The organism is Azohydromonas australica DSM 1124, assembly GCF_000430725.1.
Classification (GTDB): Bacteria; Pseudomonadota; Gammaproteobacteria; order Burkholderiales; family Burkholderiaceae_C; genus Azohydromonas; species Azohydromonas australica.
In genome coordinates this window covers 84,360-98,120 of the sequence record NZ_KE387209.1, presented here as the reverse complement: position 1 = coordinate 98,120, position 13,761 = coordinate 84,360, and the positions used below count along the sequence as shown (strand labels likewise).

12 protein-coding genes and 3 pseudogenes are annotated in these 13,761 nt (G+C 67.9%); 9 read left to right on the top strand and 6 right to left on the bottom strand.

Annotation, left to right across the window (positions count from 1 at the left end; translation table 11 throughout):
* Positions 1 to 11 precede the first annotated feature (11 nt).
* Genes H537_RS0130815 through H537_RS0130805 form a run of 3 tightly spaced genes read left to right on the top strand, consistent with a single transcriptional unit; the run spans position 12 to position 3,717 of the window.
* Complete coding sequence (locus tag H537_RS0130815) at positions 12 to 968, top strand: Bug family tripartite tricarboxylate transporter substrate binding protein (RefSeq protein ID WP_029000958.1); 957 nt, start codon at positions 12 to 14, stop codon at positions 966 to 968.
* A gap of 8 nt (positions 969 to 976) precedes the next feature.
* Positions 977 to 1,975 (top strand): NAD(P)-dependent oxidoreductase, encoded by a 999-nt coding sequence (locus H537_RS46460; protein ID WP_064736074.1) that lies wholly within the window; start codon positions 977 to 979, stop codon positions 1,973 to 1,975.
* A complete protein-coding gene (locus H537_RS0130805; protein WP_029000957.1) occupies positions 1,972 to 3,717 on the top strand; it encodes an FAD-dependent oxidoreductase in 1,746 nt (581 codons plus the stop codon). Before H537_RS46460 ends, H537_RS0130805 begins: the two co-directional genes overlap by 4 nt.
* Positions 3,718 to 3,742: 25 nt before the next feature.
* Here H537_RS0130805 and H537_RS0130800 read toward each other — a convergent pair whose 3' ends face one another.
* On the bottom strand, positions 3,743 to 4,840 hold the full coding sequence (locus H537_RS0130800) for an RNA-guided endonuclease InsQ/TnpB family protein (protein WP_029000956.1): 1,098 nt from the start codon (positions 4,838 to 4,840) through the stop codon (positions 3,743 to 3,745).
* A 104-nt stretch (positions 4,841 to 4,944) separates the two neighbouring features.
* On the opposite strand from H537_RS0130800, the gene H537_RS0130795 reads away from it, so the two are divergent.
* From H537_RS0130795 to H537_RS55960, 3 genes and pseudogenes are all read left to right on the top strand, one after another.
* Positions 4,945 to 5,850 carry an NAD-dependent epimerase/dehydratase family protein gene (locus tag H537_RS0130795; protein WP_029000955.1) on the top strand — a complete coding sequence of 302 codons (906 nt, stop codon included), beginning with the start codon at positions 4,945 to 4,947 and terminating at the stop codon, positions 5,848 to 5,850.
* A 9-nt stretch (positions 5,851 to 5,859) separates the two neighbouring features.
* The gene (locus tag H537_RS0130790) at positions 5,860 to 6,738 is read left to right on the top strand and encodes an alpha/beta fold hydrolase (RefSeq protein WP_029000954.1); all 879 of its coding nucleotides are present in this window, start codon (positions 5,860 to 5,862) and stop codon (positions 6,736 to 6,738) included.
* Between the two features lie 29 nt (positions 6,739 to 6,767).
* Positions 6,768 to 7,019, top strand: a pseudogene (locus tag H537_RS55960) ((2Fe-2S)-binding protein); the annotation flags it as partial.
* 758 nt (positions 7,020 to 7,777) lie between these two features.
* Here the strand turns inward: H537_RS55960 and H537_RS53610 are convergent.
* The gene (locus tag H537_RS53610) at positions 7,778 to 8,071 is read right to left on the bottom strand and encodes a hypothetical protein (RefSeq protein ID WP_156902040.1); all 294 of its coding nucleotides are present in this window, start codon (positions 8,069 to 8,071) and stop codon (positions 7,778 to 7,780) included.
* 602 nt (positions 8,072 to 8,673) lie between these two features.
* Here H537_RS53610 and H537_RS46450 point away from each other — a divergent pair.
* Together H537_RS46450 and H537_RS46445 are read left to right on the top strand one after the other, a co-directional pair.
* Entirely contained in the window at positions 8,674 to 9,339 is a 666-nt protein-coding gene (locus tag H537_RS46450) for a hypothetical protein (RefSeq protein ID WP_043460851.1), read from the top strand.
* A gap of 135 nt (positions 9,340 to 9,474) precedes the next feature.
* A complete protein-coding gene (locus H537_RS46445) occupies positions 9,475 to 9,783 on the top strand; it encodes a hypothetical protein (RefSeq protein ID WP_043460765.1) in 309 nt (102 codons plus the stop codon).
* A 233-nt stretch (positions 9,784 to 10,016) separates the two neighbouring features.
* Here the strand turns inward: H537_RS46445 and H537_RS56910 are convergent.
* Both H537_RS56910 and H537_RS56905 read right to left on the bottom strand, forming a co-directional pair.
* Positions 10,017 to 10,493: pseudogene (locus H537_RS56910) on the bottom strand (DUF6880 family protein); the annotation flags it as partial.
* A 334-nt stretch (positions 10,494 to 10,827) separates the two neighbouring features.
* Positions 10,828 to 11,250: pseudogene (locus tag H537_RS56905) on the bottom strand (DUF6880 family protein); the annotation flags it as partial.
* A gap of 316 nt (positions 11,251 to 11,566) precedes the next feature.
* Here H537_RS56905 and H537_RS0130765 point away from each other — a divergent pair.
* Positions 11,567 to 12,628 carry a metallophosphoesterase gene (locus H537_RS0130765; protein ID WP_029000952.1) on the top strand — a complete coding sequence of 354 codons (1,062 nt, stop codon included), beginning with the start codon at positions 11,567 to 11,569 and terminating at the stop codon, positions 12,626 to 12,628.
* Positions 12,629 to 12,694: 66 nt separating this feature from the next.
* Here the strand turns inward: H537_RS0130765 and H537_RS46440 are convergent, their stop codons facing one another.
* Together H537_RS46440 and H537_RS53600 are read right to left on the bottom strand one after the other, a co-directional pair.
* Entirely contained in the window at positions 12,695 to 13,129 is a 435-nt protein-coding gene (locus H537_RS46440) for a hypothetical protein (RefSeq protein WP_051243722.1), read from the bottom strand.
* 163 nt (positions 13,130 to 13,292) lie between these two features.
* Complete coding sequence (locus H537_RS53600; protein ID WP_156902038.1) at positions 13,293 to 13,523, bottom strand: hypothetical protein; 231 nt, start codon at positions 13,521 to 13,523, stop codon at positions 13,293 to 13,295.
* Between the last annotated feature and the right edge of the window lie 238 nt (positions 13,524 to 13,761).

Genomic DNA, 13,761 nt, shown 5'->3' with positions numbered 1-13,761 from the left:
GACATCGTCCAATGAAGCGACGTTCAACCCTGCAACTGCTCGCGCTCGGCCTGGCCGGCGGCGCGCTCGATGCGCTGGCCCAGGGCGGGCGCACCATCCGCCTGGTCGTACCGAACCCCGCGGGTTCCTCGACCGACCAGGTGGCCCGCCTCTTCGCGCAGCCGCTGGGCGCCGCGCTGGGCCAGACCATCGTGGTCGACAACAAGCCCGGGGCCAACGGCATCATCGCCATGCAGGACCTGCTGCGCTCCCCGCCCGATGGCAGCACCCTCATGCTCGCCTCGCTGTCGCCGCTGGCGATCAACGTCGCGGTGCTGAAGAACCTGCCCTACGACCCGCGCAAGGACGTCACGCCGATCGCCGGCGGCTACCTGTCCAACCAGGTGCTGATGGTGCGGGCCAGCCATCCCGCGCAGTCCCTGGCCGATTTCATCGCGCTGGCCAAGCGCAATCCCGGCAAGGTGAGCATCGGCCATGCCAGCACGCTGTCGCAGGGGCAGATCGGTGCCATGACCAAGCAGGCCGGCATCGAAGTGCTCAACGTGCCCTACAAAGGCATCCCGCCGGCGCTGACCGACGTGATCGGCGGCACTCTGGATGCGACTTTCGTCGACATGGTCAACGCCCTCGGCCAGCGCAAGGCCGGGCAGATGCGTGCGCTGGCGGTCACCTCCGCCAAGCGCAATCCTGCGGCGCCCGATTGGCCCTCGGTGGCCGAGACCTTGCCAGGCTACGACTTCTCGGCCTGGACAGCCTTCGTCGGGCCGGGCGGCATGGCGCCGGCCACGGTCAACCGCATCCACGCGGCGATGGCCGGCCTGCTGAAACAGAAGGACATGGTCGACAAGCTCGCGGCCATCGGCATGGTGCCGCAGCGGGCGTCGCCGGCGGAACTCAAGGCGCTCATCGACAGCGACATCGCTCGTTGGTCGCGCCTGGTGGCGGAACACGGGATCCAGGCGGAGTAGGAGCAGCCATGGACGACGCATCCCGGCCCGTGGTGGGCTTCATCGGCCTTGGCGCCATGGGCCGGCCCATGGCCACTCGGCTGCGCGCCGCCGGCTACCCGCTGGTCGTGCTGGACGCGCGCGCGGAGGCCACCGCGCCCTTCGTGCAGGCCGGCGCGGTGCGCGCGCAGACGCCGCGCGACGTTGCGCGGCAATGCGACGTGGTGTTCTCCTGCCTGCCCGGGCTGGCGCAGATCGAGGCGGTGGGCTTGGCCCCGGACGGCCTGCTGGCCGGCGCGAGACCCGGCCTAGCCTGGTTCGAGACCTCGACCAGTTCGCCCGCACTGGTGCGGCGCCTGCATGCGGCGTTCGCGGAGCGCGGCGCCCACCTGCTGGATGCGCCGATCAGCGGCGGTCCCCCGGGCGCCGAGCGCGGCAAGCTCGCGATCTGGGTCGGCGGCGATCCGCAGGCTTACCAGCGCCACGAGCCCGTCTTGCGCGCACTGGCCGACAGCCCGGCCTACATCGGCCCCTGCGGGTCCGGCCTCGTGACCAAGCTGGTCCACAACTGCGCCAGCCAGGCGACGCAGGCCGCGATCGCGGAAGTGTTCGCGCTCGGCGTCAAGGCCGGCGCCGACCCGCTGGCGCTGTGGCGCGCCGTGCGCCAGGGCGCGATTGGGCGCCGCCGCACCTTCGACGGCCTCGTCGACCAGTTCCTGCCCGGCGAGTACGACGCACCGCAGGCCGTGCTGGACATCATGCACAAGGACACGCTGGCGGCGACCGAGCTCGGGCGCGAGCTGGGCGTGCCCATGCGCTTTGCCAACCTCGCGCTGGCGGACCTGCAGGAGGCCGTCAACCGGGGCTGGTCCCGCCGCGACGGCCGCTGCGTGATGCTGCTGCCGCAGGAACGCGCCGGCGTCGCGATCCGCGTCGATCCCGCCGCCATCCGCGCCGTGTTGCGCGAAGACCCACCCGCGCCCACCGACACCCGGCATGGCGCCAACACCGACCGGAGTTTGAAGTGACTGTTGGAAACGTTTCCTGGGACCACGAGACCGATGTGCTGGTCTTCGGCAGTGGCGTCGCCGGCTTCTCGACGGCGATCTTCGCCCGCAAGCGCGGCCTGGACGTGCTGGTCTGCGAAAAGATGCCGGTGGTCGGCGGCACCACGGCCACCTCGGGCGGCTTCGCCTGGGTTCCCAACACCCTGCAATCCAAGGCCGGCGGCGCCGTCGACTCGGTCGAGAACGCGCGCACCTACCTGCGGCACGAACTGGGCGAGTACTACCGCGCCGACCTGGTCGACGCCTTCCTGGAGGCCGGCCCGGAAGCGATGGCGACGCTGCAGGACGGCACCGACGTGGCCTTCGACTACGTGAAGTGGCCCGACTACCACGCGGACCAGGTCGGCGGCGTCAGCGCCGGCCGCACCCATGAACCGCGGCGCTTCGACGGCCGCCTGTTGGGCAAGGATTTCGAGCTGCTGCGCCCGCCGATCCGCCGCCTGATGCTGCTGGGCGGCATGTCGATCGACAAGCGCAAGGTCGACGACTTCCTCAATCCGTTCAAGTCGGTGCGCGGCTTCCTGCGTGTGCTCGGCGCCTTCGGCCGCTATGCGCTGGACCGCACGCGCTATTCGCGCGGCACCGACATCGGCGCGGGCAACGCCCTGGTGGCGCGGCTGTTCCTCACGCTGCGCAAGCTGCAAGGCGGCCTGTGGGTCAGCGCGCCGCTGGTCGAACTCATCTCCGAAGAGGGGCGTGTAGTCGGCGCGGTGGTGGAGCACGAGGGCCGGCGCAAGCGCGTGCGCGCCCGGCAGGGCGTGGTCCTGGCCACCGGCGGCTTCCCCCACAACGCGAAGATGCGGGAGGAGCTCGGGCCGCGCCATCCGCACGACCGCTCGGTCGGCTGGGAGGCCAACGTGGGCGAGGGCATCAACGCGGCGCGGCGCATCGGCGGTGCGATCGATCACGCCGTCTGCGGGCCCGGCCTGTGGCAACCCTCGTCGGTGCTGCGGCACCCGGACGGCAGCGAAGAAACCATCCTGTACGGCTACCTGGACCGCGGCAAGCCCGGCATCATCGCCGTCGACGCGCACGGCCGGCGCTTCGTCAACGAGTCCAACTCGTACCACGACATCGGCGAGGCGATGTTCCGCAACGGGGTGGCGCAGGGCAACCACTTCCACTTCATCTGCGAGCGCAAGTTCGTCTGGAAGCGCGGGCTCGGGCTGATCCGGCCCTTCCGCCTTAGCCTGGCGCCGTACGTGAAGTCCGGCTACATCGCCATGGACGACACGCTGGAAGGGCTGGCGCGCAAGATCGGCGTCGACCCCGCGGGCCTGCTCGAGACCGTGCGCAAGCACAACGACTACGCGCGCACCGGCGTGGACCTCGAGTTCCGCCGCGGGACCAACCCTTTCAACAGCATCCTGCTGGGCGACCCGGCCTGCAAGCCGAACCCCAACCTGGCGCCCATCACGCAGGGGCCCTTCGTGGCGCTGCGGATGTATCCGTCGACGCTGGGCACCGCCATCGGCCTAGCGGCCAACGGCCACTCGCAGGTGCTGGATGCGTCGCAGCAGCCGATCCCGGGCCTGTATGCCTGCGGCCAGGACATGTCTCACGTGATGCGCGGCTTCTATCCGGGCGGCGGCATCAACATCGGGCCGGCGATCGTCTTCGCCTTCGTGGCGGTCCGCCACATCGGCACCGGGCAGGCGGCGCAGCCCGCCGCCCAGGCGGCCGAACCAGCGGCTGTTGCGTAAGACAAGGAGCAAGGAATTGACATCCTCACACGCCCTGAAGGACGGTGATTCCTCCTGCGAGACGGCCATGTCCGACCGCGAGAATGTTCCGTGCCGCGTTGACGTCCCGGTCATGGACCGATCCGCATGCACTGCACGTCCACTCTCTCATTCCAAGCCCTGCGATACCTTTCGGCCGCCCCGGCGGCATCGAGCCGCACGAAGAACAGGTCTGGGTGGAGAACGCTTCGTTGACCTCGCGGAACCACACGCCTGCGCGATCGCACTTGTACTGCAGCATGGTCCGCAACGCGCTCCAGCCCGCGTCCAGCACGCTTTTTGCGAGATGCGTGCGGGCGAGGGCTTGGGCATTGACGTTGCCAACGAAGATGCCCCGGTGCTGGCGCACCAAGGTGGTGGAAAGCTTCTGAAGGTGGTCACGTCGCCGGTTAGCGACCTTAGCGTGGATCGCCCGGGTGCGCGCCTTCTTGCCCGCGCGCTGCGCGGTGGCAAGCGCCGGCTCCAGGTCACGGTAGAAGCGCTGCGCGGCGACCTTCTCGCCACTGGACAGCGCCGCGAGCTCCTTCAAGCCCAGGTCGATGCCGACGCAGTCGCTCATGGATGGCATGGGCAGCGGACCGACGAAGTCGGGCTCGTTGACTGTGACGTTCAAGTACCAGCGCCCGCGCGCATCCTCGCTGATGGAACCGGCGCGCAACTCGAAGCCGCCCAGCCCGTAGCTGTCCCACAGCGACAGCCACTGGCCGGCGTAGCAGACTTGCCCGTGCGCGTAGCGGATGGTGCGCACCTTGAACGGCAGCCAGCCCAGGCTGCGCCGCGCCCCGCCGGACTTGCGCCACGCCAGCCGCGTCTTCCTGGCCGTGCGACGCTTCACCGCGTACTGCTCAGCCACCTCCTGCACGGTCTGTACCGGCAGGCCGAGTCCTTCCTTGGTGACGCCCCTGAGGAACGGCCAGAAGTCGAAGCCGCTGAGGAAGCGCCATTCGCGCTCCCAGACCTTGCGGCTGAGATCGTTGCAGTAGTTCCAGACCGTGTTCACCTCGCGCGCACGCTCAGAGAGCCACTTGGCGTGGCGGTCCTTGATGCGCAGGCGAATTACGCAAACTGTCATTTCATCCAGCATAGGGGAAGGCTCATGTTGCCACCAAACACCGAATGCATGACCGCTTCACGCGTACCGCTATCCCTCCTCGGCATGAATGCCGAGGTTTCTCGCGGAGGTTTGTGATGAAGGTATTCGTGATCGGCGGCGCCGGTTTCATCGGGCGCCGCGTCGTGCGGCTGCTGGCGGCCGAAGGCCATGAGGTGGTGAGCCTGGACATCGCCACGGCCGATTTCAGCGACCTGGGCTGCCAGGTGCAGTCGCAGCACCTGGACCTGACCTCGTTCGAGGACGTGATCGCCGCCATGGCCACGCACAAGCCGCAGGCGGTGATCAACCTGAGCTACATGCGGGAGAACCTGCCGCGCCCGGCGATGAAGGTCAACGTGCTGGGCATGGACAACTGCTTCGAGGCGGCGCGCCTGGCCGACGTGGCGCACGTCGTGTATTCGAGCTCCATCGCCGTCAACGGCAGCCAGGCACCCTACGGTAAGCGTCCTATCCTGGAGACCGATCCGCCATGCCCGGCCAAGCAGTATTCGGTGCACAAGGTGTTCAACGAGTGGCAGGCCAAGGAATACCGCGAAAAGCACGGCATGCGGATCACGGGCCTGCGTGCCGCGCACATCGCCGGTACCGACAAGCTGATTGGCTCGGTCGACCACGTGCAATGCATCGTCAACTCCGCGCTTGAGCGCAAGTCCCTGTTCGACTATCGCGACCGGATGCGCTGCATCGTCTACGCCGACGACATCGCGGAGGTCTTCGTGCGCCTGGCGCTGAAGCCGAAGCCCGAGCACACCCTCTACAACTCGGGCGGCGAGACGCTCAGCCTGGGGCAGTTGGCCGGCATCGTCCGCAAGTTCCTGCCCGAAGCGGACATCGCCTTCGAGCACGACACCGGCGGCGAGGCCGTCTCCGGCGGCTACCTGTTCGACAACCAGCGGCTGATGAGCGAGTTCGGCATCCAGTACCCACCGTACGAGCAGCGTGTGGGGCAGATGATCGCCAGCCTGCGACGCGGCAAGTAAGGAGCAGCGATGAACCAGTATTCCCGACGCTCCTTCCTCGCGTCCGGCCTGGCGGGCTTCGCGGCTTTTGCCGGGGGCTTGCCGGCGCAGGCTGCCGGCCCGCTCCATGCTGTGCAGGCCGGCAGCAACGACCCCACTTTCCTATTCGTGCACGGGTTTGCCTGCGCGCTGGACGACTACCAGGCGCAGCTCGAAGGCCTGGCGCCGCGCTACCGCTGCATCGCCATGGACCTGCCGGGCCACGGCCGGTCGCCCATGCCGGCCGAGCCCACCATGGCTGCCCTGGCGCAGGCGGTGAACGAGGTGCGCCAGAAAAGCGGATCCCGCAGGGTGATCTTGGTGGGCCACAGCATGGGCTCCAAGGTCATTCGCGAGGCGTATCGCCAGGCGCCGGAGGGCATCGCGGGCCTCGTGTTCGTCGATGGCAGCGTCTATTCGGGCGAGCCCGATGCCATCAACGCGAACCTGCGGCGCCAGCTGGCCAGCGAGGGTTACCGGGGCTGGGCCCGCAGGCAGTTCGATTCGATGGTGATGGAAAACGGTGACCAGAAGCTGCGCGAACGCCTGGTGGCGCGCACACAGGCCCTGGACCCGGCCTACGCGGAGGCACTTCTGGTCGATGCCGTACGCTGGGAGCTGCCCGCCGGCCTCGAAGCCATGAAGCAGATCACCGTGCCGACGCTGCTGCTGCAATCGACGTACTTCACCTCTGACTACAAGCGCGTGCCGCTGAAGGAGGGCATCAGCACGCCGTTCATGGACCTCGCACGGCAGGTGATCGCGCGCTGCGAGGTGAAGACCATCACCGGCGTGGGGCACTTTCCCATGATCGAGGCTGCGGCGACGGTGAACCAGCACCTGCGCGATTTCGCGGGCCGCTTGGCCTGAACCAACGAGAGGAGACAGACGACGAGCCGATTGATCTGAACGGCAAGCCGGTGGCGGTCGACGCCGACGCCGCGACGCCCCTGCTGTGGGCACTGCGCAACCACCTGGGCATGACTGGCACCAAGTTCGGCTGCGGTATGGCGCAGTGCGGCGCCTGCACGGTGCACCTGGACGGCGCGGCTGTGCGCTCGTGCGCGATGCCGCTGGAGGCGGTGGCGAACAAGCGCATCACCACCATCGAGGGGCCCTCGCCCGACAACTCGCACCCGCTGCAGAAGGCCCAGCGACAGCGCGCGCTCCTGCAGCCGCGCCTGCGCCCGGCCGCTGAGCGCCACGCGCCAGTCCACCCGGCCCGAGCTTCCCGGCGCTGTGCAATGCCAATCGCGCCTACCAAGCGACGGTCATCGGCGCAGGCTGGCATCGCTGTCCCGATGCGGGCGAACTGTGTTCCGGCAGTCATTCCACCGAGCGTAAGAACGTAGAGCCGCCGTCCCCAGCGAACGTAGAGCACCGCTGAGCCGACGCTAGACGGGTCACGGTGGCGCGACCGGGAAGTCACGGCCGACGACCTTGTCGAGCCGGAGCCAGCCTGTGATCCTCTTCGCCAACTGCGACGGGCCTTCGATCGACAGGCGCTTGCCGTCGTCGTCGCGCAGGCCCGCGTGACCGAGGTAGACGGCGACGAAGTCGGCGATGCGGCTGCGGAAGACGGGGTTACCCCGTTCTCGCCTGTAGGCGGTTGGTTGTTGTCAGCGCTGGCGGTGGGATCGGTGTACTGGTGCCAAACCGTGCCCGTACGGAAGCCGGCACCAAACACGCGTTGCGTGTGTTCGCGTAGGGCCATTGGCGTAGACGCAGAGGAAGATGCCCGCCAATGCCTGTGTCCAACGTACCTGTTCAATTATGTTTGAACATATGTCGCGATTGGGTGCAAATATGATTTGCATTATCGGCTGTGGCGTCCGCCCTTGAGAGGCGCCGGCAAGGCCCGCAGACGTTGTCGCGCGCCTCACATCGCAGCACGAGCGCGGCTGCATGATCAGCGGTGCTGCCGCAGCCAGCCAGCGACTGCTTGTGCCAGCGCCTGGTCGTTCACGATACCGCTACAGCCGGCGGTCGGATCCGCCAGGTGTTGCTCAAGCGTCCAGCCTTGCGGTCTTCTGCTCTCCCACCAGCCTTTCGATGCGGCAGCCACCGCCAATATCGATGCTTGCGTGTCGCCCGCACGGATGGTGCCTGCCCGAGGCACCTTTGCGGCTGAACCTTTGCCGTCCGCCAAGCCTCGGCCGTAGGCAAGGTCCAGCATCATGGTGATGGGACTCGATCTATTCATGAGCGCCCTTTCGTGGTGGATTCAATAGCGTCGTCTCAGCATTACCGAGTTGCCCTATGGCGCCGCGATAGCTGCTCGACAACCGCCGTTGGCCGGCAAAGCAAACCTCCGCGTGCGTGGACTTCAATGGTGTCCGCCTCTATGTCCTTGCGTAAGCCGTTCGATCGCCATGATGGTGTCTGAAACCATCGACCCGCTTGTCCCCAGATTGTGTGGACAACTCTGTGAAGCAGCGCCTGGGAGGTGCGGTAAACCGTTGATTTGGAAAGCGACTTGGTGTCTGCTTAAAAATTGAGCACAGACGCCGGTTGCTCGGACACCTGAGTCAAAGAGTAATCGCCACTCCCGGGCTGAGCTTGCCGGCTTTTCCTACGTCCACCGAACAGGCACAAGGAATCGCGGCTTTGCGACTCCCCCCGCGCTGGGATGGTGCGTGCCAGCGGTCCCGAAAAACTGCGTCTCCTGGGCTTGTGGGACGATGACTTGCCGGCGGCATCAAGGTCGAGACCGGTTGCGCGGATCAACGCCCAAGGACCGGCTTTGCCGTGCGGTGATAATTCTCGTCGGACCAATTCCGTCCTCACCGTTGAGGGAGTAACACCATGCCCACCAAGAAAGTTCCGGCCTCCAAGAAAACCGCTGGCTCCAAGGCCGCTGCCAAGAAGGTGAGCGCTGCCAGCAAGTCGGTGCAGCCGACGGCGGCTGCCACGTACCGCTTGAAGATCGACCTGGCCAACCTGGCCGTCGGTGCCAAGACGGTCAAGCAACTCTCCCGCGCGGTGGGCAAGCTCGCGCAGACGCTCACGAGGATGGAGGACGCTGGCGGCGTGTCGCTGGAAGCGTCCGTGACGGGCAAGGCTGCCAGCCTCGTCACGCAGGACGCCAAGCTGGCGCGACGCTTCGGCATGGAAGAGGGCCGTGCGCCGCGCGGCGCGAAGACGGCCACGCCTGCGGCCAAGAAGCCCGCCGCCACGGCGCAGGCGCCGGCGGCAGCCAAGAAGGGTGCCACGAAGAAGGCGGCGGCGAAGAAGGCTTCGGCCAAGGCGGCGCCGGCCGAAACGGCCGAGACGTCCACTGCCAAGGCGCCGGCAGCGAAGAAGGACGCCGCCACCAAGGCGGCCGCCAAGAAGGCGCCAGCAAAGAAGGCCCCGGCCAAGAAGGCCGCGCGCAAGACGGCTGCCAACGACAGGGCTGAGCCTCAGAACATGGCAGCGCCGGCAGAGCCGTCCGCGACCGAGACCCCGGCGGCCGAATCCCAGGCGTCGTGACGCGCCAGCGTTGAACCTCCACGCGCTGTGCACGCAGCGCCCTGCGCGCCCTCAGCGTGAAGGTGTTGCCACGGCACTGCCATTCGCGCCGCAGTACCGCGGCAAGCGCCTGGAGCAACGGCTGAAGACGAAGTGATGGACCTTCGCCTGACGATTCCCGAGGGCGTCGACTTTGCCGACCTGCACCTGTCACGAGACCCCGAAGATGGGTCTCTCCTCTTTGATGTGACGCCGATCCAGGCCATCTGCGAGGCCAGCGGCGTCGATTTCGACCAGATCGTGGACGGTGCGGAGCCCTTCGTCGCCATCTTCATCGCTGCCTGGTACGAAGCGCATCTTGAGCGTGGCGGCAAGCCGGATGCGGTACTCGAGGACTTCATGGAGGAGGCACGGCTCGAAACGGGGCGCGGCAGCGGTTTCAGATACCCGCCAGGGCACGCGTAGAGTTGCCCTCTCGCTGGAGGGCCTGGCGTCGGCGCTGACCGGGTAGAGGCCAAGGGTCTGGCACGCCTGGCTGCCTGGAGCCCGGACCGCGGGACGGCGCCTGACGCGCTACGAGCCGTCGTCCGGATCCTCATTGTCCTCGGGCATGGGGCGCAAGCCGTGACGAAAGCCCGGAAGGCATCCTTGCGCGCGTGTTTCCTGCGCAGCTGCGCTTCGAACTCCGCATGCGGCTGCAGCAGGTCCAGAAACGGGCACTGCGCCGAGATGGCCTGCGGGCGCAACCAGTAGCACGCGGCGTTGTGGTAGGCGCGCACATGGGTCCGGTCAAGGATCGAGTTGAGCAGCGCCCGGTACACAGCCGTGAGGCCAAGCAGGCGGGCGCTATCTTCCAACGCCTGCGCCAGCGGCACCAGCCAATGGTAGTCACTGCCACGGATGCGGCTGGCTTCGGCCACCAGCGCTGTCTCGGCAGCTGTGGCGTCGCCGCTGGCCAGGAGCAGCCGGGCGGTGGTCACCGGCTCGCTGTGGTCCTTGGCGATTTGGCGTACCGTTTCCAGCGCATCCGCGCGCGACGCCGCCGGCACGACGTCCAGCCAGGCACCCAGGTTTTCCAGGCTGAGCGAACGCTCGAAGAGGCCTTGACGAACGGGAGCGCTTTCGTCGAGCCGGCCCAGCCGCTCCAGCTCCTTGGCCAGCAGGCGCTGGCGCATGCAGTCCACGTCGCCCCAACCCTGCTGCAGCCAGGGCAGCGCTTGCGCCGCGCGTATCGCACTGCAAGTACCGCTGCACGTATTCCTGCTTCTGTTGCGGGTCCGGCTGCGGGCTGTAGCGCAGCACGGTGTGCACATGCAGGTCCAGGTCGCGCAGTGCCTGTGCCAGCAACGACAAGTCTGCAGAGATTCGCATCACCTGCGCCGCCGGCGCGATACCGCTGCAGTGAGCAGCCACCTGCTGCGCCAGTTGGCCTTCGAGCTGGTCCACCAGCAACGCAGTGCGGACTCGTCCAGCAGCAGCTCCTGCCGCACGCCATGCGTGCGAATCGGCGCTGGCCAGCTGCGCCAGCCGTTGCGGCCAGCCCGAGGCGGGAGCTTCGCAGCGCGCGGCGGCGCGCAGCCACAGCTCGCAGCCGGCACGAAATGCCTGCGCCACGAAGTTCAGCGGGTCGTCCACGTGCTCCAGGAGCGCCGCGTCGCACTCCAGGAACGCCTCGGCCAGCTCGAGTGCCGTCGCCGGACTCCTGGTCAGCAGCTCGCGCTCCACCAGGCACACCCAGCCTTGCAGCGACTGGCCGAACGCACGCGTCTCGTCTTCGTCGAGGTCCTCCATGGCGCCGCGGCGCCAGCGTTCCAAGGCATTGCGCAAATGCTCAGCCAGCCGCTCGGACCGCTCGGTGAGCTGCAGCCGTGCCAGCCGCCGCCGCCGCACGGCCTCGTTCTCACTGGCGAGCTCCAGCAACATGCCAGTCAGCGTTGGCGCGTCCTGCTTGCGGATGAAGGATTACGGGTCCTCGGGAAGCGAAGGCAGCATCGGCTGGATGGTCCGCTGCGGCCGTGGAGGTCGCAGGGGGCCGGGAGCCCAGCCAGCGCGGGGGGCAGCGAATAACACCACGGCAGCGGACTGTGGCCGGGCGCTGGATCATTGGCGCCGCGTGTGAGGCGCTGCGCAGCTCGCTCAAGCCATTGGCATCATGGTGGCGAGACGCCGGACCGGTATGGGACAAGGCTGCACCACTGCAGGCGCGCATGGCGCGACAACAACATCGAAACGACGAGGGAGACATCCGATGCATGCCGACTTGCCCGGCACGCCGCTGGACATCGTGGGCGACGTGCACGGCGAGCATGAGGCGCTGTGCGCGCTGCTGGCCGCTTTGGGCTATGACGAGGCCGGCAACCACGCCGAAGGCCGCACCCTGGTGTTCGTTGGCGACCTGTGCGACCGCGGCCCGGACAGTCCAGGCGTCGTCGGGCGCGTGCGGCGCTTGGTCGATGCCGGGCGTGCCGTGGCGGTTTTGGGCAACCACGAGCTCAACCTGCTGCGCGGGCTGCGCAAGCACGGCAACGACTGGTTCTGGAACGAAGATCCGCGCCGGGACGCCAAGTTCATGCCGTTCACCTGGCTACAAGACCAGCAGCAGCGTGCCGACATGCGGGCGTTCTTCGAACGGCTACCGCTGGCGCTGTCGCGCGCGGATCTGCGCGTGGTGCACGCGGCGTGGCATGCGCCGTCGCTGTCGCGCCTGGCGGCACTGCCACTGGACATGCCGCCAGACAAGCTCTTCGAGGCGATGGATGCCGAGGCCGAAGCAGCGCTGCAGGTGCAGGGACTGCACGCAGCCGCACGTATCGAGAAGGGGCGCTGGCGTCACCGCTTCAGCGACCCCACTGCTGCGGTACCGATGCTGCAGGCCGTGGGGCAGCGTGACGAGGCGCGCCAGATGCTCAACCCGCTGCGGGTGCTGACCTCCGGCGTCGAGCGCTGCGCCCAGGTGCCGTTCTTTGCCAGCGGCCAATGGCGCTTCACCGAGCGGGTGCGGTGGTGGGACGGCTACCGTGACGAAACGCCGGTGGTGGTGGGGCACTACTGGCGCCAGTTCCCGCCGCTGCAGCGCCAGGCCATGGGCAAGGGCGGCCCGGACCTGTTCGAGGGCGTGGCGCCCAACACTTGGCTGGGAGCCCGCGGCAACGTGTTCTGCGTGGACTTCTCGGTGGGAGGGCGCTGGCAGGAGCGTCTCGGTGGTGAGCACGTCCAGCGGACGCGGCTCGCGGCACTGCGCTGGCCCGAGCGCGAGCTCGTACTCGATAGCGGCGAAAGGCTGCCCACCATCGATTTCAACAGGGGGTGAGCCCCGGCCTGGTGCTTGTGCTGCTTCAGGAGCTGGTCCGGCCGTCACGCCGAACTTCACCACGGCTCACGCATGGCCGGGCGGATAGGAAAAACCGCCGCCGCGCTCTCTCTCGTACCGGGTCTCCTCATCCAGCGCCGGCAGCACCGGGTCGGGTGAGCCGCCGTCCTTCAAGTGGTCCTCGTACCAGGCGGCGATGAGGGCGCAGATGGCGCCGTCGTCCCTGGCCAGCAGCGCGTCGAAGTCCAGGGCGCTGGCTTCGCAGATGGCCTGAATAGGGTCGAGCTCGAAACGCACGGTACCGGTGGCGGGGTCGCGGGTCAGCGCGAGGTCCTCGAACTTGAGGCCGTCGGGGATGATGGCTTGCAGGCGCGGCATAGGGCTCTCCTCCATGAGTGCTCGGATGATGCCGACGCCGGCTACCAGGCGTCGGTCCGGTGCTTCCGAGGCGTCCGTGTAGAGCAGGCCGTGAACCCGCAGGCCGCTGTGGAGAGTGCTCATGCCGCTTGCCATGCCAGCGCCGCTGCAGTGCCGGGCCCGGTGGTGTCACATGCGAATCGGTGGCGGTGGCCCTGCGTCGCCGAGCACGGTCCACGCAGCTTGGCCAGGATCGTCGACAACGACGCCCGCCTGGCGTGTGGCTTGGAGCGCCAGCCGGCCGAAGCTATGCCGCGCTGGCAGAGCAACAGCAGTCGTCGCACAGGCCGAGTTGCGCCAGCTTTCGGTAGGTAGCCAGCCGTGCGGTCAGGAAAGCTTCCTCCGCAGCGCTCAGCCGATGTTCACGCAACCGGCATTCAAGGGCATTCAGTGCGTCCTTGGAAATCCGCGGCAGCTTGGAGCGTGCGGCGGACTCGGACGAATCAAGGCAAGTTCCGGTGAACTCGGGTTGTTGCATGGCCTGGTAGGTACGGCAGTACAGCCCGTAGCGGCACGGGCACGACTCCATCGGCGCAACCGCCGAAGAGATCGAAAGGCGCTCGAATGAGCGCCTGGGATCCCCGGAGGCTGGAGGCGTCGTTGGCTCCGCGCAAAGGGATCGGGCTGGCCGCGCGCAGACCTCGCGCCATGCACAGCTTGATGTGAATCATCACTTTTGCCGCGCTGATGGTCCATCGGGGGTTGCGCCAAGTGAT

Bases quoted from the DNA above. Each gene is read 5' to 3' on its own strand.
- H537_RS0130815 (WP_029000958.1), top strand. From the start codon at position 12: ATGAAGCGACGTTCAACCCTGCAACTGCTCGCGCTCGGCCTGGCCGGC.
- H537_RS46460 (WP_064736074.1), top strand. From the start codon at position 977: ATGGACGACGCATCCCGGCCCGTGGTGGGCTTCATCGGCCTTGGCGCC.
- H537_RS0130800 (WP_029000956.1), bottom strand. From the start codon at position 4,840: ATGCTGGATGAAATGACAGTTTGCGTAATTCGCCTGCGCATCAAGGAC.
- H537_RS0130795 (WP_029000955.1), top strand. From the start codon at position 4,945: ATGAAGGTATTCGTGATCGGCGGCGCCGGTTTCATCGGGCGCCGCGTC.
- H537_RS0130790 (WP_029000954.1), top strand. From the start codon at position 5,860: ATGAACCAGTATTCCCGACGCTCCTTCCTCGCGTCCGGCCTGGCGGGC.
- H537_RS53610 (WP_156902040.1), bottom strand. From the start codon at position 8,071: ATGAATAGATCGAGTCCCATCACCATGATGCTGGACCTTGCCTACGGC.
- H537_RS46450 (WP_043460851.1), top strand. From the start codon at position 8,674: ATGCCCACCAAGAAAGTTCCGGCCTCCAAGAAAACCGCTGGCTCCAAG.
- H537_RS46445 (WP_043460765.1), top strand. From the start codon at position 9,475: ATGGACCTTCGCCTGACGATTCCCGAGGGCGTCGACTTTGCCGACCTG.
- H537_RS0130765 (WP_029000952.1), top strand. From the start codon at position 11,567: ATGCATGCCGACTTGCCCGGCACGCCGCTGGACATCGTGGGCGACGTG.
- H537_RS46440 (WP_051243722.1), bottom strand. From the start codon at position 13,129: ATGAGCACTCTCCACAGCGGCCTGCGGGTTCACGGCCTGCTCTACACG.
- H537_RS53600 (WP_156902038.1), bottom strand. From the start codon at position 13,523: ATGCAACAACCCGAGTTCACCGGAACTTGCCTTGATTCGTCCGAGTCC.